The organism is Sphingopyxis sp. USTB-05 (assembly GCF_023822045.1).
In the GTDB taxonomy this organism is placed as follows: domain Bacteria; phylum Pseudomonadota; class Alphaproteobacteria; order Sphingomonadales; family Sphingomonadaceae; genus Sphingopyxis.
This window is the reverse complement of sequence record NZ_CP084712.1, coordinates 2,828,386-2,849,957: the sequence shown is the minus strand read 5'-3', so window position 1 is coordinate 2,849,957 and position 21,572 is coordinate 2,828,386. Positions and strand designations below refer to the sequence as shown.

General features: G+C 64.1%; 21 protein-coding genes. 12 read left to right on the top strand and 9 right to left on the bottom strand.

Annotated features, from left to right (window positions below; genetic code table 11):
- Window positions 1-36 precede the first annotated feature (36 nt).
- The 9 genes from frr (at window position 37) to rpmE (ending at window position 8,640) form a co-directional block, all read left to right on the top strand.
- On the top strand, window positions 37-591 hold the full coding sequence (gene frr / locus KEC45_RS13175) for a ribosome recycling factor (RefSeq protein WP_062178461.1): 555 nt from the start codon (window positions 37-39) through the stop codon (window positions 589-591).
- 164 nt (window positions 592-755) lie between these two features.
- Complete coding sequence (uppS, locus tag KEC45_RS13170) at window positions 756-1,400, top strand: polyprenyl diphosphate synthase (protein ID WP_062178464.1); 645 nt, start codon at window positions 756-758, stop codon at window positions 1,398-1,400.
- Window positions 1,401-1,403: 3 nt separating this feature from the next.
- On the top strand, window positions 1,404-2,081 hold the full coding sequence (locus KEC45_RS13165) for a phosphatidate cytidylyltransferase (RefSeq protein ID WP_062178467.1): 678 nt from the start codon (window positions 1,404-1,406) through the stop codon (window positions 2,079-2,081).
- Window positions 2,082-2,085: 4 nt separating this feature from the next.
- Window positions 2,086-3,246: a 1-deoxy-D-xylulose-5-phosphate reductoisomerase gene (locus KEC45_RS13160; RefSeq protein WP_062183601.1), complete on the top strand. Its 1,161-nt coding sequence runs from the start codon at window positions 2,086-2,088 to the stop codon at window positions 3,244-3,246.
- Window positions 3,239-4,372 (top strand): RIP metalloprotease RseP, encoded by a 1,134-nt coding sequence (rseP, locus tag KEC45_RS13155; RefSeq protein WP_062178468.1) that lies wholly within the window; start codon window positions 3,239-3,241, stop codon window positions 4,370-4,372. The genes KEC45_RS13160 and rseP overlap by 8 nt, the downstream gene beginning before the upstream one ends.
- Window positions 4,373-4,445: 73 nt before the next feature.
- Window positions 4,446-7,118: an outer membrane protein assembly factor BamA gene (gene bamA, locus KEC45_RS13150; RefSeq protein WP_252172037.1), complete on the top strand. Its 2,673-nt coding sequence runs from the start codon at window positions 4,446-4,448 to the stop codon at window positions 7,116-7,118.
- Window positions 7,118-7,813: an OmpH family outer membrane protein gene (locus tag KEC45_RS13145; protein ID WP_062178473.1), complete on the top strand. Its 696-nt coding sequence runs from the start codon at window positions 7,118-7,120 to the stop codon at window positions 7,811-7,813. Before bamA ends, KEC45_RS13145 begins: the two co-directional genes overlap by 1 nt.
- A gap of 5 nt (window positions 7,814-7,818) precedes the next feature.
- Window positions 7,819-8,298 (top strand): 3-hydroxyacyl-ACP dehydratase FabZ, encoded by a 480-nt coding sequence (gene fabZ, locus KEC45_RS13140; RefSeq protein WP_062178476.1) that lies wholly within the window; start codon window positions 7,819-7,821, stop codon window positions 8,296-8,298.
- Window positions 8,299-8,412: 114 nt separating this feature from the next.
- Complete coding sequence (rpmE, locus tag KEC45_RS13135) at window positions 8,413-8,640, top strand: 50S ribosomal protein L31 (protein ID WP_062178479.1); 228 nt, start codon at window positions 8,413-8,415, stop codon at window positions 8,638-8,640.
- Between the two features lie 27 nt (window positions 8,641-8,667).
- On the opposite strand, the gene KEC45_RS13130 is transcribed toward rpmE, so the two are convergent.
- Complete coding sequence (locus KEC45_RS13130) at window positions 8,668-10,140, bottom strand: glycerol kinase (protein WP_062178482.1); 1,473 nt, start codon at window positions 10,138-10,140, stop codon at window positions 8,668-8,670.
- Between the two features lie 359 nt (window positions 10,141-10,499).
- On the opposite strand from KEC45_RS13130, the gene KEC45_RS13125 reads away from it, so the two are divergent.
- The 3 genes from KEC45_RS13125 (at window position 10,500) to KEC45_RS13115 (ending at window position 14,785) form a co-directional block, all read left to right on the top strand.
- On the top strand, window positions 10,500-11,882 hold the full coding sequence (locus KEC45_RS13125) for a DEAD/DEAH box helicase (RefSeq protein WP_062178485.1): 1,383 nt from the start codon (window positions 10,500-10,502) through the stop codon (window positions 11,880-11,882).
- Between the two features lie 131 nt (window positions 11,883-12,013).
- On the top strand, window positions 12,014-13,681 hold the full coding sequence (locus KEC45_RS13120; RefSeq protein WP_062178488.1) for an MFS transporter: 1,668 nt from the start codon (window positions 12,014-12,016) through the stop codon (window positions 13,679-13,681).
- Between the two features lie 60 nt (window positions 13,682-13,741).
- Window positions 13,742-14,785, top strand: a complete 1,044-nt coding sequence (locus tag KEC45_RS13115; RefSeq protein ID WP_062178491.1) for an alpha/beta fold hydrolase — start codon at window positions 13,742-13,744, stop codon at window positions 14,783-14,785.
- Here the strand turns inward: KEC45_RS13115 and KEC45_RS13110 are convergent.
- The 8 genes from KEC45_RS13110 to KEC45_RS13075 form a co-directional block, all read right to left on the bottom strand.
- Window positions 14,736-15,491 (bottom strand): alpha/beta fold hydrolase, encoded by a 756-nt coding sequence (locus KEC45_RS13110; protein WP_062178494.1) that lies wholly within the window; start codon window positions 15,489-15,491, stop codon window positions 14,736-14,738. The genes KEC45_RS13115 and KEC45_RS13110 overlap by 50 nt on opposite strands.
- A 46-nt stretch (window positions 15,492-15,537) precedes the next feature.
- Window positions 15,538-15,777, bottom strand: a complete 240-nt coding sequence (locus KEC45_RS13105; RefSeq protein WP_062183604.1) for a hypothetical protein — start codon at window positions 15,775-15,777, stop codon at window positions 15,538-15,540.
- A gap of 104 nt (window positions 15,778-15,881) precedes the next feature.
- On the bottom strand, window positions 15,882-16,184 hold the full coding sequence (locus KEC45_RS13100; protein ID WP_062178497.1) for a UBP-type zinc finger domain-containing protein: 303 nt from the start codon (window positions 16,182-16,184) through the stop codon (window positions 15,882-15,884).
- Complete coding sequence (locus tag KEC45_RS13095; RefSeq protein ID WP_252171096.1) at window positions 16,181-17,140, bottom strand: DUF5996 family protein; 960 nt, start codon at window positions 17,138-17,140, stop codon at window positions 16,181-16,183. Before KEC45_RS13095 ends, KEC45_RS13100 begins: the two co-directional genes overlap by 4 nt.
- A gap of 261 nt (window positions 17,141-17,401) precedes the next feature.
- On the bottom strand, window positions 17,402-18,070 hold the full coding sequence (locus KEC45_RS13090; protein ID WP_062178503.1) for a spermidine synthase: 669 nt from the start codon (window positions 18,068-18,070) through the stop codon (window positions 17,402-17,404).
- A gap of 6 nt (window positions 18,071-18,076) precedes the next feature.
- Window positions 18,077-19,327: an N-succinylarginine dihydrolase gene (locus KEC45_RS13085; RefSeq protein WP_062178508.1), complete on the bottom strand. Its 1,251-nt coding sequence runs from the start codon at window positions 19,325-19,327 to the stop codon at window positions 18,077-18,079.
- A gap of 3 nt (window positions 19,328-19,330) precedes the next feature.
- A complete protein-coding gene (locus tag KEC45_RS13080) occupies window positions 19,331-20,344 on the bottom strand; it encodes an arginine N-succinyltransferase (RefSeq protein WP_062178511.1) in 1,014 nt (337 codons plus the stop codon).
- The gene (locus KEC45_RS13075; RefSeq protein WP_062183607.1) at window positions 20,341-21,552 is read right to left on the bottom strand and encodes a hydrolase; all 1,212 of its coding nucleotides are present in this window, start codon (window positions 21,550-21,552) and stop codon (window positions 20,341-20,343) included. Before KEC45_RS13075 ends, KEC45_RS13080 begins: the two co-directional genes overlap by 4 nt.
- Window positions 21,553-21,572 lie beyond the last annotated feature (20 nt).

Below are 21,572 nucleotides of genomic sequence, written 5' to 3'. Positions count from 1 at the left end.
CGACGCGGCCTGACCAAATCAAGAGAGGAAAGACAGATGGCGAAATATGACAAGGCCGACCTCGAACGCCGCATGCACGGCGCGGTCGAATCGCTGAAGAGCGACCTTTCGGGCCTGCGTACCGGCCGCGCGCACACCGCGCTGCTCGATCCGGTGACGGTCGAGGTCTATGGCAGCCACATGCCGCTGAACCAGGTCGCCTCGGTCAGCGCGCCCGAACCGCGCATGTTGTCGGTGCAGGTGTGGGACAAGTCGAACGTCGGCCCGGTCGACAAAGCGATCCGCTCGGCGGGGCTTGGCCTCAATCCGATCGTCGACGGTCAGGTGCTGCGCCTGCCGATCCCCGAAATGACGCAGGAACGCCGCAAGGAACTGTCCAAGCTCGCGGGCCAATACGCCGAAAAGGCGCGCGTCGCGGTCCGCAACGTTCGCCGCGATGGCATGGACAATCTGAAAGCCGACGAGAATAAGAAGGAAATCAGCGAGGACGATCGCAAGCGTTCGGAGACCGAGGTCCAGAAGCTGACCGACGCGACGATCGCCGAAATCGACGCTGCCGCGACCGCCAAGGAAAAGGAAATCCTGGGCTAGTGCTTATCCGCGCTTACCTCTCTTCTGTTCGGGCTGAGCCTGTCGAAGCCCCGTCCTTTTCTTCTGAAAGAAAGAACGGTCCTTCGACAAGCTCAGGGCGAGCGGGCTTTTAGGTTCTGCCTGTGACTGTTCCCGATCACGGCGCACGCCATGTCGCTATCATCATGGACGGCAATGGCCGCTGGGCCAAGAAGCGCTTTCTGCCGCGCGTCGCCGGGCACAAGGCCGGGGTCGAGGCGGTGCGCACGATCGTCCGCGCGGCGGGCGACCTCGGCATCGAGGCGATGACGCTGTACGCCTTCTCGTCGGAGAACTGGAAGCGGCCCGAGGAAGAGGTCAGCGACCTGATGGGGCTGATGAAGCGCTTCATCCTGTCCGACCTCGACGAATTCGCCGCGAACGACGTGAAGCTGAAGGTGATCGGCAACTGGCGCGCGCTTGCGCCCGATGTCGTCAAACTGATCGAGAATGCGCTCGAACGCACGGCGGGCAACAAGCGCACGACGCTCGCCGTTGCGCTCAACTATGGCGCACAGGACGAACTGGTCCGCGCCGCCACGGCCGCCGCCGCGGAAGGCGCGATCACCGAGGAAGCGATTGCCGCGCATCTCGATACAGCCGACATGCCGCCGCTCGACCTGCTCATCCGAACGTCGGGCGAGGTGCGGCTCTCGAATTTCCTGCTCTGGCAGTCGGCCTATGCAGAACTCTATTTCACCGATACCTTGTGGCCGGACTTCAAACCGGCCGATCTCAAGGCAGCGCTCGACCAATTTGCGCGGCGCGACCGCCGTTACGGGGGACTTTAGGGCATGGCGGCAGCGGTTAAATCGGATCTTTGGGTACGGATCGGATCGGCGCTCGTCCTGTTCGTGATCGCGGGCGCCGCGCTCTGGTTCGGCGGCCTCGCATTCGGCTTGCTGCTGCTCGTCGGCGGCGCGCTCGTCCTCGTCGAATGGTTCCAACTCGTAAAGGCGATGACGCTTGGCGGGGGTGCCAGGATCGGATTCAATATCCTCGGTCCTCTCCTCGTCCTCGGCGCCATGGCGGGACTATGGTTCATTCGCGATGCGCTCGGCATGACGGCCGCGCTCTGGGTGTTCGGCATGGTGTGGGCAACCGATATCGGCGCCTATTTCGCCGGTCGCTCCTTTGGCGGCGCACGCCTAGCGCCGAAAATCAGCCCGTCGAAGACCTGGTCGGGGCTGATCGGCGGCATGGTCGCGGCGCTCATTGCCAGCGCAACGATCGGCGACCGTGCTGGCATCATCGGCGTTCCGCTGTGGATCGGCCTGTTCATGGGACTGCTCGCGCAACTCGGCGACCTTGGCGAAAGCTGGATGAAGCGCCGCGCGGGCGTCAAGGATTCGGGTAGGCTGATCCCCGGGCATGGCGGCCTCTTCGACCGCGTCGATGGCGTGCTGCCGGTTGCGCTTCTGCTCGGACTGCTCGCTTTCGCGGGCCAGATCGCCGTGCGGGCGGCGGCCTGATATGATGCGCCGCCTTTCGCTGTTCGGCGCGACGGGATCGGTCGGGCAATCGACCCTCGATCTTGTGCGGCGCGATGGCGAGGCTTGGCAGATGGGGGTGCTGACAGCCCATAGCGACGTCGCGGAACTGGCCAAGCTTGCAAAGGAGTTCCGCCCCGACATCGCGGTGATCGCCGACGAAGACCGTTATGGCGAACTCCGCGATGCACTCGCCGGTACGGGCATCGAAATCGCTGCTGGCGCCGAAGCGCTCGTTGAAGCGGCGCAGCGCCCGACCGACCTCGTAATGGCCGCGATTGTGGGAACTGCCGGGCTCGCGCCGACCATGGCCGCGCTTGAAGCCGGAACCGATGTCGCGCTTGCCAACAAGGAAGCGCTCGTTTCGTCGGGCGAATTGATGACTGCGGCGGCACGCAAGTCGGGCGCAACGATCCTGCCCGTCGACAGCGAGCATAATGCGATCTTCCAGTGCCTTGCGGGCGGGCGCATCGATCAGGTGCGGCGTATCATCCTGACCGCAAGCGGTGGCCCCTTTCGGACGATGAGTGCCGAAGACATGGCGCGCGTGACCCCGGCACAGGCCGTTGCGCACCCCAATTGGTCGATGGGCGCCAAGATCAGCGTCGATTCGGCCACCATGATGAACAAGGGCCTGGAACTGATCGAGGCGCATCATCTGTTCCCGGTGGGGCTCGATCGGATCGAGATACTCGTCCACCCCCAATCGGTAATCCACAGCCTCGTCGAATATATCGACTGCTCCACGCTCGCGCAGCTCGGCTCGCCCGACATGCGGATCCCGATCAGCAGCGCGCTTGCCTGGCCGCAACGCATGGCTACCCCATGTGCGCCGCTGGACCTTGCGAGTATCGCACGGCTCGATTTCGAGGCGCCCGACGAAGTTCGCTTTCCCGCGACCGCGCTCTGCCGCGCCGCGATTGCGGAGGGCGGGGCACGTCCGGCACAGCTCAACGCCGCCAACGAGGTGGCGGTCGCCGCTTTCCTCGCGGGACGCATTTCCTTCCCCGCAATCGTCGACACAGTGCGCCGCGTGATCGACGCCGAAGCGCCCGCCGTGCCCACGTCGCTTCAGGACATATTCAGCGTCGATGCGGCATCCCGGGCGGCTGCCCAACAATTTGTGGACCAATTAGAACATGCTTGAGACCCCGGGTTTCGCCTTCACGGTTCTCGCTTTCCTGCTCGTACTCGGGCCGCTCGTGTTCGTGCACGAATATGGGCATTATATTGTCGGCCGCTGGTGTGGGGTGAAGGCGGATGCCTTTTCGATCGGTTTCGGACGCAAGATTCTTGGCTGGACCGACAAGCGCGGCACCGAATGGAAAATCGGCTGGCTGCCGCTCGGCGGCTATGTCCAGTTCGCGGGCGACCGCGACGCGGTCAGCCAGCCCGACGCGAACTGGCAATCCTTACCCACCGAGGAAAAGTCGCACACGTTCCCCGCGCAGCCGGTGTGGAAGCGCTCGCTGATCGTTGCGGCGGGCCCGGTGACCAATTTCCTCTTTGCGATCCTGATCCTCGCGGGGTTCGCGTGGATGGGCGGCAAGCCGGTGACCCCGCCCGTCGCGGGCGGGATCGAGGCGGGATCGGCGGCGGATGCCGCGGGACTGCGCATCGGCGACCGGATCGTGTCGATCGAGGGCCGTTCGATCGAGACCTTTGGCGACATCCCGATGGCGGTTGCGCATCGCCCCGGCGAGGCGTTGCAGGTGCGTATTCTGCGTAGCGGAAGCGAGCGTTCGGTCGAACTGACCCCGCGACTGGTCAAGGATAAGGACCCGTTCGGCAAGGAATATGAGCGCGCGATCCTCGGCCTCGCGCCTCCCGCGCAGGAATTGCAGCCGGTTTCGCTGATCGAGGCGCCCGCGGTCGGGCTCCATCAGACCTGGCAGATCGTCCGGCAGACGGGCGAGGTGCTCGGCCAGTTCCTGACCGGGCGCCGGTCGATCAAGGACATGAACGGACCGGTCAAGATTGCCGAGATTTCCGGGCAGGCTGCGACGCTCGGTCTCGCGTCGCTGATATTCTTCATCGCCCTGATTTCCATCAATCTGGGGTTCATCAATCTCTTGCCATTGCCCATGCTTGATGGTGGTCATTTGCTCTTCTTCGCCTATGAAGCGGTCCGCCGGCGCCCAGCGCCGCCGCAGGTCCAGGAATGGGCGTTTCGATTCGGCTTTGCGGCGGTCGTTACGCTGATGCTGGTCGTGACTTTCAATGATTTGGGCTCATTGGGCTTGTGGGACGGGATCGCGCGCTTGATTGGCTAGCGAGTCTGGGGCAGGGAGTGGCGCGCGAACCCGCGGTCAGGCGGGTTTGTCGCTTTTGAGTTATTTTTTCGGGATGAACAGCGTGGCTTCACACAAACTCTCGGCGCGGACACAGCTGTCGGCCCTCCTCATGGCAGGTACGATGCTGGCGACGCCGGTGATGGCGCAGGAAGTCGCGCCGCCGACCGTACCGGCTCCGGCACCCGAAGCAGCTCCGGCTGCGACGACGGTCAAGTCGATCACGGTCGTCGGTAATCAGCGGCTCGAGGCGCAGACGATCCTGTCGTACCTGCGTTTGCGCGTCGGTCAGCAATATGACCGCTCGGTGCTCGACCAGGCGCTGAAGGACCTTGCCGCGACCGAGTTGTTCAAGGATTTCCAGATCACCGACAACGCCGGCGCGCTGCAGATTCAGGTTACCGAAAATCCGGTCATCAACCGCGTCATCCTTGAAGGCAACAAGCGCCTGAAGGAAGACAAGATCCGCCCCGAGATCAAGCTCGCGCCGCGCCAGATATTCACGCGTTCGAAAGTCCGCGCGGACGTCGCGCGCATCATCGAACTCTACAAGCGTCAGGGCCGCTTTGCCGCGACGGTCGAGCCCAAGATGGTCTCGCTCGACCAGAACCGCGTCGATGTCGTCTTCGAAATCAACGAAGGACCGAAATCGAAGGTCCGCCAGATCAACATCATCGGCAACGAGAAGTTCAGCGATGGTGAGCTTAAGGGCGAGATGGCGACGAAGCAGTCGAGCCTGATGACGATCCTGTCGTCGAACACCAGCTACGACCCCGATCGCCTGGCCTATGACCAGCAAAAGCTGCGCCTCTTTTACCTTTCCAACGGTTACGCTGATTTCCGCGTGATTTCGGCGGTTGCGGAGCTGACGAGCAACAAGCAGGACTTCATCATCACCTATGTGGTCGAGGAAGGCGAGCGCTACAAATTCAGCGACGTCGATGTGAAGAGCGAAATCCGCGACTTCCAGCCCGAAATGCTGAAAAAGCTGCTGCCGATGCACACCGGCGACTGGTATGATGCAAAGCTGGTCGAGGACACGGTCGAAAGCCTCAGCGAAACCGCAGGCCTGTTCGGCTATGCCTTTGCCGATATCAATCCCGAATTCCGCCGCGATCCCGAAACGCGGACGATGGCGATCACTTTCAACGTCGCTGAAAGCCCGCGTACCTACGTCGAGCGTATCGACGTCAACGGCAACACGCTGACCCACGACAAGGTCGTGCGCCGCGAATTCCGTCTGAACGAAGGCGACGCGTTCAACAGCTTCGGCATCAAACGCACCGAAAGCCGCATCAACAGCCTTGGCTATTTCCAGGAAAATCTGGAAATCGAGCGCAAGGAAGGCACCACGCCCGACCGCATCATTCTCGAAACCAATGTCGAGGAAAAGCCGACGGGCGAACTGTCGCTGTCGGCCGGTTTCTCGTCGATCGAGAATTTCCTGCTCCAGGCGTCGATCCGCCAGCGCAACTTCCGCGGCCTCGGCCAGCAGCTCCAGGCGTCGGTCAACTATTCGAGCTATTCAAAGTCGATCGAACTCGGTTTCACCGAGCCCTATCTGTTCGACCGCAACATCTCGGTGGGTGGCAGCATCTATCGCCGCGATTTGAACTCGTTCAACTTCATCAACAATGACCGCCGGACGACCTTCCAGCAGGTTACGACCGGGGCGCAGATCAACGCCGGCGTGCCGCTGACCGAGTTCATGTCATTCTTCGCGCGGTACAGCATCAACTTCGACGATGTGACGCTCGACAAAGGGATCTATTATTTCGGCAACGAGTGCGATCCGCTCGTGGCCGGCCGCTATCTTTGCGATGCGATCGGCAACCGCACGACGTCGCTGCTTGGCTACACGCTTGCCTATGACGACCGCGATAACCGCCTGCGCCCGACGCGCGGCCAGTCGCTGTCGCTCAGCCAGGATTTCGCGGGCCTCGGCGGCAGCGTAAAATATGTCCGCACCCGCCTCTCGGGTTCGAAGCACTTCAATCTCGGCAGCCGCTTCATTCTCAATCTCTCGGCTGAAGGCGGCTATATCTATCCGTTCGGTAGCCGTCCGACGCCGACGAGCGACAAGGTCCGCCTGACCGATCGCTTCTTCCTCGGCGAACCGCAGATGCGCGGCTTCGACATTCGCGGCGTCGGTCCGCGCGTCATTCGTTATTCGGTCAACAATAGCGATCCTGCCAACCCCATTGTCGTCACGGACGCCAATGGCGATCGGGGGCAGATCGACGACGCGCTCGGTGGGCGCGCTTATTATCAGGGCCGGCTCGAACTCGATATTCCGCTGGGGACCGGCGCGAAGGAACTGGGGCTGCGGCCGTCGATCTTCCTCGATGTCGGTTCGGTGTTCAGCGTACGCAAGCCAGCGTTGACGACGCTGGCAAACTTCTTCGACTCCGCCGACGGGCTCACAAAAAATCTGTGCCGTAACCCCGACACCGGCCAGCAGGTTTTCGCGACCAATACTCCGAATGGCGACGGTACGCCGTCGGGTCAGTATACGACTTGCGCCACCGCGAACGGCTTCACGTCTAACCTCGCGCCGTTCGAGGAACGCTTCTTCGGCGACACTTGGATGCCGCGCGTGTCGATCGGTGCCGGCGTCAACTGGAATTCTCCGTTTGGTCCGTTCCGGATCGATTTCGCTTACGCCCTTCGCAAAGAAGAGGGCGATGATACCAAACGCTTCTCATTCAATGTAGGAACCCAATTCTAATGAAGAAAATTCTTGTCGCGTCGGCGCTGGCGATGGCCACGCTGTCGGTTTCGCCCATCCTGTCGGCCCCCGCCATCGCGCAGGCAAAGGGCGTCGCCGTCGCCGACGTCCGCATCGCCGCCGCGCGTTCGAACGCTTTCCAGGCTGCCTCGACGCAGATCGAAACGACGTACAAGGCGCAGATCGACCAGCAGCAGTCGCGCAGCCAGACGCTGCAGGCTGAAATCAACGTCCTGATCGCCAAATATAACGAAGAGGCGAAGAAAACCCCGGTTAACCAGGCCGCGGCGCAGGCGGCAGGTAAGGCCATTCAGGACAAGCGTCAGGCCGCGCAGACTGAACTCAGCCAGATCGGCGCGCCCGTCGACCTCGCCATTTCTTATGTCGAGGATCAGATCAGCGTTCGCATGAACGAAGCGATCAAGGCGGCGATGACCGCGAAAAAGGTCGACCTGCTGATCAATCCCGAAGCGGTGATTGCGCGCGAAAACAATGTCGACATCACCGACGCTGTGGTTGCCGAACTCAACCGCATCCTGCCGACCGTGTCGACTGCGGTTCCGGCCGGCTATCAGCCCGGCCAGCTGGTTCAGCAGCGCAACCAGCAGTTGATGGATCAGGCACGCGCCGCCCAGGGCACGCGTCCCGCGACGCCGGCTCCGGCGCCGACGGGCACCGCTCCGACGACCCGCTAAGATCGATGGCTGACGGGGAAATTTCGGACGGCGCAATGGGTCCGGTGGATATCCGCCGGATCCTGACGCTGCTGCCGCATCGTTATCCGATGCTGCTCGTCGACCGGGTGGAATCGATGGTGAAGGACACCTCGATCCACGCGGTCAAGGCGGTGACGATGAACGAGCCCTTTTTCCAGGGCCATTTCCCCGGCCGGCCGATCATGCCCGGCGTCCTCATCGTCGAGGCGCTGGCGCAGGCGGGCGGCATCCTTGCGGTTGAGTCTCTCGGCCTTGGCGGTTCGGGCAAGCTGGTCTATTTCATGGGTATCGACGGGGTGAAGTTCCGCAAGCCCGTGGAACCCGGCGTTCTGCTCGACCTGCACGTCACCATCCTCCAGGCAAAGCGGAATATCTGCAAGTTCGAGGGCAACGCGATGCTGAACGGCGCACTCGCTGCGGAATGCCAATTCACCGCAATGATCGCCGATCCGCCGAGCAACTAACCAACCCTTGCAAATTTAGGCTTTCGCCGTTAGGGGACGCCGCTTCGCGGCCCCGGACGGGGAAGCAACGACTCACGCGGCTGGTCGGAAACCAGCGGCACAGGAGCTTGAGACATGAAAAAAGATACGCATCCCGACTATCACATGATCACGGTCAAGATGACCGATGGCACCGAATATCAGACGCGCTCGACCTGGGGCAAAGAGGGCGACACGATGACGCTCGAAATCGACCCCACCGCGCACCCGGCGTGGACCGGCGGCACCGGACGTCTGCTCGATGCGGGTGGTCAGGTCGCGAAGTTCAACAAGCGTTTCGGCGGTCTGTCGCTCAAGCGTTGATGGTGCGAACCTCCGCGATTGCGGGGGTCAGCCCAGGACTTTTGCAAGCGCGCTTTGCCAGCCGGCAAGGCGCGTTTTGCGTTTCTGGGCCTCGATCGCCGGTGTAAAGCGGGTCGCGGTGCCGCGCATCGCCCCGGCGGCGCTCGCGAGGTCCGCATAGAGCCCCGCACCGGTCGCGGCGAGCATCGCGGCGCCAAGCGCAGTGCTCTCGACGAAATCGGGCCGCTCGACCGCGATGTCGAGCATGTCGGCCAGATCCTGCGCCATCCAGTCGTTCGCCGCCATGCCGCCGTCGATCCGAACCTCGGCCCAGTCGACGCCGTCGGCCGCGAACGCCGACTTCAGGTCATGCGCCTGATAGGCCTGCGCTTCGAGCGCCGCGCGCGCGACATGGGCCTTCGTTGTCGCAAAATTCAGCCCCGACAGGGCGGCAAGGGCATCGGGGCGCCAGTGCGGCGCGCCAAGCCCGGTGAGGGCAGGGACAAGATAGACGCCGCCATTGTCGGCGACCGACCGTGCAAGGCCCTCGCTCTCGCTCGCGCTGGCGAGCAGGCCTAGGCCGTCGCGTAGCCATTTGATCAGGCTTCCGGCGACGAATACCGATCCTTCGAGCGCATAGGAGCGGACGTCGCCTTCCTGCACCAGCACCGTCGCAAGCAGTCGGTTTTTCGATTGCGGCCGCGCCGTTCCACTCGCCGACAGGATGAAGGCACCGGTGCCGAAGGTCGCTTTCGTCTGTCCCGGCGACAGGCATGCCTGGCCGATCGTCGCCGCCTGCTGGTCGCCCGCCATGCCGCAGATCGGGATGGCACCACCGAACAGCGTCGGATCGGTCGTGCCCACGCGCGTCGTGCAGCCGGCGATTTCGGGAAGGAGTCCCATCGGTACGCCGAGCAGGCCGCAGAGTTCTTCGTCCCAGCCGCCCTGACCGTTGATGTCCATCAGCAGCGTGCGCGATGCGTTGCTTGCATCGCTGACATGTACGCCGCCGGTCAGCCGATAGATGAGGTAGGATTCGACCGTCCCGACGGCAAGCCGGTCGCCAGCTTCCTTGAGCTGCGGCCAATGCTTCAGCGCCCAGCCGATCTTGGTCCCCGAGAAATAGGGATCGAGCAGCAGGCCGCTCTTCGCTTGTGCCATGGGCTCATGGCCCGCCTCTTTCAGTGCCGCGCAATCCGCCGCCGAGCGCCGGTCCTGCCACACCATTGCGTGCGCGAGCGGCTCGCCAGTCGTGCGGTCCCAGAATACTACCGTCTCGCGCTGGTTGGTGATCCCGATCGCGGCGATATGATCGGCGCCGCCCGCCTGTGCGATCATCTCGCGTGTGCAAGCGAGCGTGGCCTCCCAGATTTCGGCGGCGTCATGTTCGACAAGTCCGGGACCGGGATAATGCTGCCGGATTTCGCGTTGCGCGCTGCCGAGCGGAGTGCCGTCGGCGTCGAATAGCATCGTTCGCGTCGACGTCGTGCCTTCGTCGATGACGATGATCTTCTCTGTCAAAGCACTATCCCCTCATCCGTTCGTGCTGAGCTTGTCGAAGCACCGTCCTTTTCTTCCATCTACGATGCAGAAAGAACGGCCCTTCGACAAGCTCAGGGCGAACGGAATAGGTAAGCAGCTTGTCGGCGCTTGCAAAACTGCGCGCCATATGCCATATATTGTGCAGCGCAGCATGGCGGGGCCACCCGCCGCAACCACCGGCAGCGTGATTTTCCCGTCCAAATCAGGCGCGGGACGAGCCGGACCAGCGCTTTGTCCCCAGAGGCACCCTTTCACGCGGGTCGTTTCGAACCCGCGGCCGTGCGCCGTCCGTTCGATGCGAACGGATGCGCCTGCGCGTCGCCCTATGTGAGTATCTTATGACGACTTTTAACGACTTTGGCCTGCACGCCGACATTAATCGCGCGCTTGCCGCCAAGGATTATACCCAGCCGACCCCGATCCAGACGCAGGCGATCCCGCCGCTGATGAAGGGCCGCGACCTGTGCGGCATCGCGCAGACCGGTACCGGCAAGACCGCCGGCTTCTCGCTGCCCTCGATCCATCACCTCCTGACCTATCCGCACCGCGCCAATCCGCGGAGCTGCCGCATGCTCGTTCTCGCGCCGACGCGCGAACTTGCTGCGCAGATCGCGCAGAGCTGCCGCGACTATGGCCGCTTTACCAAGCTCAGCGTCTCGACCGTCTTTGGCGGCGTACCGATCAACAAGCAGATCCGTGACCTTTCGGGCGGCGTCGACATTCTCGTCGCCACTCCCGGCCGTCTACTCGACCTGATCGACCAGCGCGCCCTGCGTCTCGACGACGTCGAAATCTTCGTCCTCGACGAAGCCGACCAGATGATGGACATGGGCTTCATCCACTCGCTGCGCCGCATCGCCAAGCTGCTGCCTTCGCGCCGCCAGAACCTCTTCTTCTCGGCGACGATGCCGAAGGAGATTGCGCATCTGGCCGAACAGTTCCTCGAAGATCCGGTCACCGTGTCGGTCACCCCCGCGGCGACCACGGTCGAAAAGATCAGCCAATATTCGACCTTCGTCGAACAGAAGGAAAAGCAGGCGCTGCTGCACTCGGTCATCGCCAGCGAAGATATCGACCGCGCATTGATCTTTACCCGCACCAAGCATGGCGCCGACCGCGTCGTGCGCCATCTCGCGGGTGCAGGCATCAAGGCGATGGCGATCCATGGCAACAAGAGCCAGTCGCAGCGCACCCACGCGCTGCAGGCGTTCCGTTCGGGCGACATCAAGCTGCTCGTCGCGACCGACATCGCCGCACGCGGCATCGACGTATCGGGCGTCAGCCATGTGATCAACTTCGAGATCCCGAACGTTCCCGAACAATATGTCCACCGCATCGGCCGCACCGCGCGCGCCGGCGCCGAGGGCAAGGCGATCAGCTTCATCGCGCCCGATGAGCGTCCCTATATGCGCGACATCGAGCGCGTGACGCGGAGCAAGTCCGAGCCGATGCCGCTGCCGGAGAATTTCAACGAGCTGGTGCGTAACCTGCCAAAGCCGGCTCAGCCGCCGCGCGACACTGGCAGCCAGGGCCGCAACCCGCAGCGCCAGCGCGAAGACGCGCTGCGCGGCCGCGACGGCAACAAGCCGCGCGGCGATCGCGGTCCGCGCCGCGACAATGCGCCCGCCGGCGAAGGCGCCGAAGGTCAGCGCAAGCGCCGTTTTCGCCCGCGCAACAAAAGCGTCGGAGCGCATAAGGGTGCGGTGAAGCGCGTCGGTTGACGCGAGCAACCGCGCCGCTAGGTTCCCCCTCTCTTTGAGAGGGGGACGAAAGCTCGGTGCAAGCCAGCTTCGCTATTCCTCGCTCAAACAAAAGCCCGGCAAAATGGCGGGGCGTATGAGAGGGGTGAAGGATGGCCGAAGGCGGAGCAGCAGTTACGGTCGATGCCCGGCAGAGCGAACGAAAGGTCATCCTGGCCTCGTCGCTTGGCACGGTGTTCGAATGGTATGACTTCTACCTCTACGGCTTGCTCGCGACGATCATCTCGGCGCAATTTTTTTCGGGCGTCAACGAAACCACCGGTTTCATTTTCGCACTCGCGGCCTTTGCCGCGGGTTTTGCCGTAAGGCCATTCGGTGCGCTCGTCTTCGGGCGCATCGGCGATCTCGTCGGGCGCAAGAACACCTTTCTGGTCACCATGGGCCTGATGGGCGCCTCGACCTTCCTCGTCGGCGTGCTGCCCAGCTATACCTCGATCGGGGTTGCGGCGCCGATCCTGCTTGTGCTGCTGCGCCTCGTTCAGGGGCTCGCGCTCGGCGGTGAATATGGCGGCGCCGCCACTTATGTCGCCGAACATGCCCCCGACGGCAAACGCGGCCTCTTCACCAGCTTTATCCAGACAACCGCGACGCTCGGGCTGTTCGCGGCGCTCGGCGTCGTGATCGTCATTCGCTCGGCAATGGGCGAGGCAGCCTTCGCCGACTGGGGCTGGCGTATTCCCTTCCTGATCTCGGTCATTCTGCTCGGCGTGTCGCTGTGGATCCGCCTCCAGCTCGAGGAAAGCCCGGTCTTCAAGCAGATGAAGGAGGAGGGCACGACCTCCAAAGCTCCGCTGACCGAGGCATTCGGTCGCTGGGAAAACCTGAAATGGGTCGTCGTCGCGCTCTTCGGGGCGGTCGCGGGGCAGGCGGTGGTCTGGTACTCGGGGCAATTCTATGCGCTCTTCTTTCTCGAAAAGACGCTGAAGGTCGATGGCGCGACCGCGAACATCCTGATCGCCATTGCGCTCGCGCTCGGTACGCCTTTCTTCATCTTCTTCGGCTGGCTCAGCGACAAGATCGGACGCAAGCCGATCATCCTCGCGGGCTGCGCGCTCGCCGCGATCACCTATTTCCCGGCGTTCCATATGCTGACCGAAGCCGCCAATCCCGCGATGGCAAAGGCGCAGGCGACCGCTGCGGTAAAGGTCAACGCCGACCCCGGCGCCTGCGCGTTCCAGTTCGATCCGATCGGCAAGGAAAAATTCGAAAGCACCGGCTGCGATATCGCCAAGTCGGCGCTCGCCAAGGCTGGCGTCAGCTACACCAGCGTGACGCGCCCGCGTCGCACCGGCGAGGCCGCAGACGTTTGGGTCGGCAATCGTGTGCTCGTCGCGCCTGAGCCTTGGCGGCTCGCAGAGGAAGACCGCGCCGCCGCGGCCGAAGCGTTCCGCAAGGAGCTTTCCGCCGCGACCGCCGCTGCGGGCTATCCTGCCAAGGCCGATCTCGATGCGATGAACAAGCCGCTGGTCGTTGCGATTCTCTTCTACCTCGTGCTGCTCGTGACGATGGTTTACGGTCCGATCGCGGCGCTGCTGGTCGAACTGTTTCCCAGCCGCATCCGCTACACCGCGATGTCGCTGCCCTATCACATCGGCAATGGCTGGTTCGGCGGCTTCCTGCCGACGACGGCGTTCGCGATGGTCGCCGCGACAGGCAATATCTATTATGGCCTGTGGTATCCGGTGATCGTCGCGGTGATAACCCTGGTCATCGGGCTACTCTTCCTGCCCGAAACCTTCCGCCGGTCGCTTCATCCTTAGGATAGATTGACCCACCCGACTTGTTCGTTAGGTTCGCGCTCGAGCCTAGAGGGGGGCGTGATGATCGCTGACGACATGGATTTCGACCCGCCGCCGCCACCGCGGCGCCCGTTCTTCCGCCGCAAGCGGGTACTGATCCCACTCGCGCTGCTCGTTACGATCGTCGTCGGTTTCCTATTGCTCCTGACGCCCGACACCGACCGTGATGCGATGATCGCCAAATATAGCGGGCCCGCTGGCGCTTTCGTGGCCGGCCCGGCGGGACAGCGCATCCACTACCGCGATCAGGGCAAGCGCGGCGATCGGGCGATCATCCTGATCCATGGCGCCAACGCCAGCCTGCATACGTGGGAACCGCTGGTGAAGCGGCTCGGCGAGACCTATCGCGTGGTCACGCTCGATCTGCCCGGGCACGGCCTGACCGGCGCGATTCCCGACACCGATTATTCGGCGCAGGGGATGATGGATGCGGTCGATGTCGTCGCGGCAAAGCTTGGGCTCGATCATTTCATCCTCGGCGGCAATTCGATGGGCGGCTGGGTCGCCTGGCGCTACGCACTTGCGCAGCCCGCACGCGTCGATGCGCTGTTGCTGATCGATGCCGCGGGGATGCCGCTGCGGCCGGGTGAGAAACGGCCCGAATCGAATGTCGGCTTCCGGGTTCTCGAATATCCCTTCGGGCGCTGGCTCGCGACGCGGGTGACGCCACGGATGCTCGTCGAACAGTCGCTGCGCGGGTCGGTCGAGAAGCAGGAGATCGTCGATGACGCGATGATCGACCGCTATTGGGAATTGCTGCGTTTTCCAGGCAATCGGGCGGCAACCGTGCTGCGGGCGCGGATGGACCGTGAACCGGCGATGGCGGCGCGGGTAGGTGAGATCAAGGCGCCCACCTTGATCCTGTTTGGCGACAAGGACCGGTTGATCAACCCCAGCGCCGCAAAGACGTTCAACGAGCGCATCGCGGGGTCGGAAGTCGTGATCCTGCCCGGCATCGGCCATCTGCCGATGGAAGAGGCGCCCGACGCGACCGCGAATGCGATCGCAGACTTTCTTACGCGGCGGCTTGTTGCCCCGTCGGCGCCTGATCCAGAAACGCGCTGATTCGCGCCGAGATGGCTGCGGCGTGGGTGAAGGGGAAGAGGTGCGAACCCGGCACGACTTCCAGCACCGCGCCGTCGATGTGCTCGGCAAGCATCTCGCCATAACAGGCGGGCATTACGCCGTCCTGTTCGCCCATCAGCACCAGCGTCGGAATCTTGTTCAGCCCCGACAGAAACGCCATGCTGCTCCATCCGATCATTGCGGCACTCTGATATGCGATGCCTAGCGGAGTAGCGGTCTGGATCTTGAGCCCGCTCGCGAGCATGTCGTGATCGAACATAGCCGCCCATCCGATTCCAGGCGCACCCATGACCGGTGTTGTGGCCATCAGCACCAGCCGGCGCACGCGTCCTGGGAACTGGATCGCGACCTGTTGCGCCAGCGCGCCGCCCCAACTGAAACCGGCGACGTCGATTGTCCTGTGGCCAAGGCGATCGGCAATCTCCATCACCACCGCCGCGATCGTCGGCGCGGCATAAGGCAGCAGCGCGTCAGGCGAGCCGCCGACGCCGGGCATATCGAGCGTCCATATTTCGCGACCGGTAATCTGCGCGAGCAGCGGTGCGGCGGCGACCAGGTCGGCACCGATGCCATTGAGGAATAGCAAGGGCGTACCAGGCGCGCCTTCGCGCCAGCGCGCGACGCGCAGGCTGAGGCCGTAAACATGCTCGCTGCGGATGGCCGGCCGGCCGCTGATCCTGCTCATGGCCGATGCCTTCGCATATCTGGATGACCGGCGAAAGACCGCTGATCTACTCCGCTTGTCGCGCCGCCTCCGCGGCTTGCTCATAGCGCAGGCAGTCGAAAATCTTTGCGCCCGCAAGGAACACCGATCCGGTGCATGCGAGCAGCAGCAGCTTGCCGCCGGTGCCGGGATATTCGTGGATATAGTTCGCGCCGCGCGCCATCGCCCCGACGGCAAGCGCATAAATGATGAGGCACGCTTCGAAGCGTGTCTTGATGACGAACAGGCGTCCGATCTTTTTCAGCATCACCATAGCCTAAGCAAGCGTCGTGCCACTGGCGCAAATGCGTGATTCGGCGCGCCGGGCTTATGGTAAATTGTAAGTTAATCCGACAGAACAGGGAAGGGTGCCTAAAAATAGCGCGGGATCGGTCCGATCTGCGGCGTCTGGCCGGGAAGCGCGACGACGACGTCGTCGACATAGCACCAGCCCCACCCCTCTGGCGGATCATAGCCCTCGATGATCGGATGCGCCGTCTCGTGGAAATGCGCGCGGGCGTGGCGTGCGGGCGAATCGTCGCAGCAGCCGACATGGCCGCAGGTGCGGCACAGGCGCAGATGCACCCAGATGCCGCCCGTACGCAGGCATTCCTCGCACCCCTTGGCGCTCGGGACGACCTCTTGGATCGCGTTTTCGTGCGAACAGCCCGTCATGCATCCTCCTTTGTCTCGCGCACCCGCGCCGGTGCTCCCATCGGACATTCTAGCGCGGCGCGGTCCCAGCGCGCGGCATCGGCGGCCGCACCATAGGTGCTTTCCAGAAAATCGAGGAGCAGTGCATCCGGCGACGCCGCCGTCCGCACCGCTTCATAGGGCAGAATATATTCGCCCATGCCGGCATCGAAGCGTGCCGCGGCGGGCACCGGATAGTCCCGAAACCCGGACGGTTCGGGATAGGCATAGGAATAAAAGGCCGGCTCGGGGAACGTATCGCCGCCCGGCCAGAAGCCCGCGCTGCTGACTTCGTGCGAATAGGCCTCGCGCGTCACTGCGTCGGGAAGCCCCGGTACACCGCCCGGATGCGGCGGCGCCGCGCGGCCCGAAAAGCGCGTGACCGCAAGGTCGAAGCTGCCCCAGAAGAAATGCACCGGGCTCGCCTTGCCAAGGAAGCCGCTGCGGAACAGCCTGAACACGCGGTCGACTTGTACCAGCGCGCGCCAGAAACGATGCGCTGCATCGGCGTCATAGCTCGCGTGGCTTTCGTCGCGCGCGAAGGGGATGGGGTCGGGCACTTCATTGGGTACGCCATATATGCGTACCGCGATGCCCAGGTCGGCGAGCAGCCCGAGCAGCCGGTCGTGAAAATCGGCAACGCTGCGCGGTTCGAGGACGAGTTCGCGTTCCTGCCCCGTGCTGGTGCGGCAGATCAGCCGATGGACGATGAAGTCGAATTCGATCTCGAGCAGTTCATGCTCGACGGGGATCGGCGATGTCGTCAGCCCGCGCGCGCTGACATAGAGCGGGACCTGCCAGCCGTGGTTGAGCCAGGGCGTCAGCGACAGGCGGATCTTGCCGACGATCTGCGTCCATAGCTGCAGCGTGATCGCCGTGTCGCGCCAGTCGGCCCAGCACAGATCGGGCCAGATCGCGGGTCCCTCGCTCGATGACATCTCGGCTCTCCTCGCCAAAGGATTAGAGTCCCGCCCTTGCCAAGATGCTTAGCGGCTTGGCACGTGATGGGCCAGTGGCGGGATTTACCGATGTCGGTTTGGGGTGGAGAGCTGATGTTCACTCACCCACGCCCGTCATCCCGGGCTTGACCCGGGATCCCGCTTTTTGCGCGCGCACTAGCTTCGACATCAAGCGAGACCCCGGATCAAGTCCGGGGTGACGATGACAGAGTATGTCAGCAATCGGGCGAACCGCCCGACCTACACTTTCGCAAACCAGATGGTGTGGCGCGCGCCCTTGCCGTTGCTGCGCGCGCGCACCGTGACCTCGTCGACCCGGAACCCCGCCGCCATAAGACGCCGCATGAAACGCGGGTCGGGCGCCGCCGACCATATCGCCAATATGCCGCCGGGGCGTAGCGCCGCCTTTGCCGACGCGAGCCCCGCGGCCGAATATATGCCGTCGTTCGCCTGCCGGACCAGCCCGTCGGGGCCATTGTCGACATCGAGCAGGATCGCGTCATAGCGGCTGCGCCCTTCGGCGATCGCGGCCGCGACGTCGCCGACGACGAGTTCGACGCGGCGATCGTCCAGGCATCCCGCGGCCAGCTCCGCCATCGGTCCGCGCGCCCAGTCGATGATCGCGGGGACCAACTCGGCCACCGTGATGCGCGCCGACGGACCAAGCGCCGCCAACGCCGCGCGCAGGGTAAAGCCCATGCCATAGCCGCCGATCAGCAGATGCGCGTCGTCCGGGCTCCGCAGCCGCTCGCAGCTCATCACGGCGAGCGCCTCCTCGGACCCGCTCATCCGGCTGTTCATCAGCTCGTTGCCGCCGATTGCGATGATGAAATCACCGCCGCGCCGGTACAGGCGCAGTTCGTCGCCTCCCGGGATTTGCGCCGTGTCGACTAGTTCGCGAACCTGCAAGCGGCTTCAGCCCAACTCGCCGAGGTCGAGCGTTTCGAGCAGCGCCGCGCGCGCCGCGCGCACGTCGCCCGCCAGCGTCGCCGAGGCGAGGTCGCCGGGCGCGATCGCTTCGGGCCAGTGCTTCGCCACAACATCGGCGATCCGGTCGAGCTTCGCATCGTCGGCAATGAAACGCGGGTCGACCGTTGCAGGATCGGCAACGACCCGCAAACGAAGGCATGCGGGCCCGCCACCATTCGCCATCGACTGGCGGACGTTGACCGGCAGCAGGCGGCGGATCGGACCGTTGCCCGCGACATGCGCCTCCAGCCAGTTCCAAACCGCGGGCGTATCCTGCGCCTCGGTCGGCAGCACCAGGCCCATGCCGCCCCCGTCGGGCAGGCTGACGAGCTGTGCGTTGAACAGATAGGATTTGATCGCATCGGGCAGGCTCACCGCGCTCGCGGGAACCTCGACGATCTCGACTGCGGGGAAGGCCGCGCGAATTTCGGCATGTGCGGCGTCGCGATCCTCGAACGCCGTTTCATGGGTGAAGAGCACATGCTCGTTCGCGACCGCGACGACGTCGTTGTGGAACGCGCCGCCCTGGATCGCCGTATCCGACTGACGGATGAACAGCGTGCGCGCCGGGTCGAGCCGGTGGTTGCGCGCGATCGCCTTCGACGCGTCGAGATGCTGGCGCGCTGGAAAGCGGCCGCCACCGACGCCATAGACGAAGATTTCGACACCCTCACCATCATGTCCGCTGCACAGCCGCATATGGTTCGCCGCGCCCTCGTCGCCGAACGGCGCGGGGATCGGCGTATGCACTGCAAAGGCGGGGTGCGCGAAGGCAAGGCGAAGCTGCGCCAGCGTGCCCGGCCATTCGTGGCTGCGGTGCGGCATGGTGACGAGGTTCGCGACGGTCAGGTGGCATTTGCCGTCGGCGCTGTCGGGAGCGGGGGAAACGGTTGCTGCGTTTGCCGCCCACATCGACGAGGCCGACCAGGCCTGCGCACGCAAATGCTCCTCGGCGCCTTCGGGCGTCGTGCCAAGCGTCTGCAGCCAAGGCGCGTCGGGGCGATCCAGCGGCATGAAGAAACCTTGGGGCAGGCCAAGCGCCAGATTGTGGCGCATCTTCTCGATGCCTTGCAGCGCCGCGGCGCGCGGCTGCGACACGTCGCCGGCATTGCTTGCCGATGCGATATTGCCGCGGCTGAGCCCGGCATAATTGTGGCTGGGGCCGATGATGCCGTCGAAGTTGATTTCAGTGAGCATGGTTCAGCGGCCGATCCAGCTAATCTCGCCGCCCTTGCCGACGCCCAGCAATTTTGCGGACTCGCTATCGATCGTCGAACCCCCGCCGACCTTGCCGAAACAGCAGCGGAAATCGGCGAGCTGTCCCGTCGCGACCAGAGCATCTTCGCCCCCAAGGTCGTCGGCGCCGGCGATCGCCGATATCTCGATATGCTTCGCGTCACGGATGCTCGCGACCTGATCGGTGCGCGCTGTCATCGTCGGGCCGCCGTCAAAGATGTCGACATAATTTTCGAACGCAAAGCCTTCGTTCTCCAGCATGCGCATCGCGGCGCGCCCGGTCGGGTGCGGCACCCCGATGACGCTGCGTGCATGGTCGCTCAGCATCGCGATATAGACGGGATGCTTGGGCATCAGATCGGCGATGAACTGGTTGCCGTGGACCGCGTTGAACTGGTCGGCTTCCTGGAAATTCATCCCGAAGAATTTGCCTGCGACCCCATCCCAGAACGGCGATCCGCCCGCCTCGTCGATCACCCCGCGCAGTTCGGCGAGGATACGGTCGCCAAAGCGCGCGCGGTGGCGCGCGATGAACAGATAGCGCGAACGCGCGAGCAGCAGCCCAAGCCCGCCGGCACGCGCCGCGGGGTGCAGGAACAGTCCGCCCACCTCGCTCGCACCGTTAAGGTCGTTGCTCAACATCAGCACCTGCGCGTGAAAGGTCCGGTCGAGCTGTTCGCTATGCTTGCTGTCGGTGCCGATGCGATAGGAATAGAAAGGCCAGCGCTGGCCGACCTGCCCGAAAATCTGGCAAGTGCCGCGTACTTCGCCGCTATCCATATCTTCGAGAACGAGCAGGTACAGCTCGTCCGACGGATATTCCTTGTCGCTCGCGAACGACGCTTCGGTGCGTTCAAGCTTGGCGGACAGCGCCTTTTTGTCAGGGGGCAGATTGGTAAAGCCACCACCGGTCAGCTTCGCCATTTCGTAAATGCTCTGCAGGTCGCCCGGCTTGGCCGCCCGGATCACATAATTCACACAGTCCCCCGTTCCGCTATTCTTGTCATGGTTAGTGCCGACAGCTTCGCGCGTTCGGCGAGGCTGTCGACGATCAGAAATTCGTCCGACGAATGGATCGCGCCGCCGCGCGGGCCCATGGTGTCGACCACCGGCACGCCGCACGCGGCGATATTGTTGCCGTCGCACACGCCGCCGGTCGCGTTCCAGCTTATCGGGGGCAGGCCGAGCGCGGCGCCGCAATCGCGCACCAGTTCGAACAGGCGCGTCGCCGCCGCATCGAGCGGCTTGGGCGGACGGTTGAAGCCGCCATGGACATGGCAATGCACATCATGTTCGCGCGAGACGGCGGCGATCGCGTCGCGCATCGCTGCCTCGGCCGCCGCCATCGCATCGGGCGTCGACGGGCGCATATTGACCCGCAGGATAGCGCTGTCGGGAACGATATTGTTCGGCCCGCCGCCATCGATCTTCGCCGGATTGACCTTCAGAGTATCGGACTTGAGCGCCCCGAGCCGCAGCGCGAGGTCGGCGGCAGCGAGCAGCGCGTTGCGCCCGTCCTGCGGATTGCGCCCGGCATGCGCGGCGCGGCCGTGGACGATGACCGAAAAATTGCCGCTTCCCGGCCGCGCACCGGCGAGCGTGCCGTCGGGCAGGGCGGGTTCATAAGTCAGCGCCGCAGTCTTGCCCTTCGCGAGTTCGGCGATCAGCCGTGCCGACGCCTGGCTCCCCGTTTCCTCGTCGCTGTTGATCATCACATCATAGCCGACGCGGCTGGCGAGCGGCGACGCTTCGAGTGCGGTGAGCGCCGCGAGGATCACCGAAATGCCCGCCTTCATATCGGCGGTGCCGGGACCGTTGAGCACACCGTCTTCGAGCCATTTCAACGTCTGGAACGGATGGTCGGCGGCGAATACCGTGTCCATATGCCCGGTAAGCAGCAGTTGCACCGGCGCCTCGGGCCGTACGCGCACGTGCAGATGGTCGCCGCGTCGGATGGTATTGACGGTGCCGGCGCTGTCGACGCTCTCGACCGGATCGGCGGCGACGAGCCGGACATCGCCCGGGAGTATCGCAAAGGCATCGGCCAGCTCGCCCGCGACGGTTTTCAATCCCGCCAGATTGCCGGTGCCGCTGTTGATCGCCGCCCATTTCTCGACCTGTGCCAGCATCGGCGCGTCGGCGGCACGCTCCAGTGCGGCATTTTCAGTTGCGGTAAGACTGACCATCTTGTGGCTATAGCGAGCGG

Bases quoted from the DNA above. Each gene is read 5' to 3' on its own strand.
- frr (WP_062178461.1), top strand. From the start codon at position 37: ATGGCGAAATATGACAAGGCCGACCTCGAACGCCGCATGCACGGCGCG.
- uppS (WP_062178464.1), top strand. From the start codon at position 756: ATGGACGGCAATGGCCGCTGGGCCAAGAAGCGCTTTCTGCCGCGCGTC.
- KEC45_RS13165 (WP_062178467.1), top strand. From the start codon at position 1,404: ATGGCGGCAGCGGTTAAATCGGATCTTTGGGTACGGATCGGATCGGCG.
- KEC45_RS13160 (WP_062183601.1), top strand. From the start codon at position 2,086: ATGCGCCGCCTTTCGCTGTTCGGCGCGACGGGATCGGTCGGGCAATCG.
- rseP (WP_062178468.1), top strand. From the start codon at position 3,239: ATGCTTGAGACCCCGGGTTTCGCCTTCACGGTTCTCGCTTTCCTGCTC.
- bamA (WP_252172037.1), top strand. From the start codon at position 4,446: ATGAACAGCGTGGCTTCACACAAACTCTCGGCGCGGACACAGCTGTCG.
- KEC45_RS13145 (WP_062178473.1), top strand. From the start codon at position 7,118: ATGAAGAAAATTCTTGTCGCGTCGGCGCTGGCGATGGCCACGCTGTCG.
- fabZ (WP_062178476.1), top strand. From the start codon at position 7,819: ATGGCTGACGGGGAAATTTCGGACGGCGCAATGGGTCCGGTGGATATC.
- rpmE (WP_062178479.1), top strand. From the start codon at position 8,413: ATGAAAAAAGATACGCATCCCGACTATCACATGATCACGGTCAAGATG.
- KEC45_RS13125 (WP_062178485.1), top strand. From the start codon at position 10,500: ATGACGACTTTTAACGACTTTGGCCTGCACGCCGACATTAATCGCGCG.
- KEC45_RS13120 (WP_062178488.1), top strand. From the start codon at position 12,014: ATGGCCGAAGGCGGAGCAGCAGTTACGGTCGATGCCCGGCAGAGCGAA.
- KEC45_RS13115 (WP_062178491.1), top strand. From the start codon at position 13,742: ATGATCGCTGACGACATGGATTTCGACCCGCCGCCGCCACCGCGGCGC.
- KEC45_RS13110 (WP_062178494.1), bottom strand. From the start codon at position 15,491: ATGAGCAGGATCAGCGGCCGGCCGGCCATCCGCAGCGAGCATGTTTAC.
- KEC45_RS13105 (WP_062183604.1), bottom strand. From the start codon at position 15,777: ATGCTGAAAAAGATCGGACGCCTGTTCGTCATCAAGACACGCTTCGAA.
- KEC45_RS13100 (WP_062178497.1), bottom strand. From the start codon at position 16,184: ATGACGGGCTGTTCGCACGAAAACGCGATCCAAGAGGTCGTCCCGAGC.
- KEC45_RS13095 (WP_252171096.1), bottom strand. From the start codon at position 17,140: ATGTCATCGAGCGAGGGACCCGCGATCTGGCCCGATCTGTGCTGGGCC.
- KEC45_RS13085 (WP_062178508.1), bottom strand. From the start codon at position 19,327: ATGCTCACTGAAATCAACTTCGACGGCATCATCGGCCCCAGCCACAAT.
- KEC45_RS13075 (WP_062183607.1), bottom strand. From the start codon at position 21,552: ATGGTCAGTCTTACCGCAACTGAAAATGCCGCACTGGAGCGTGCCGCC.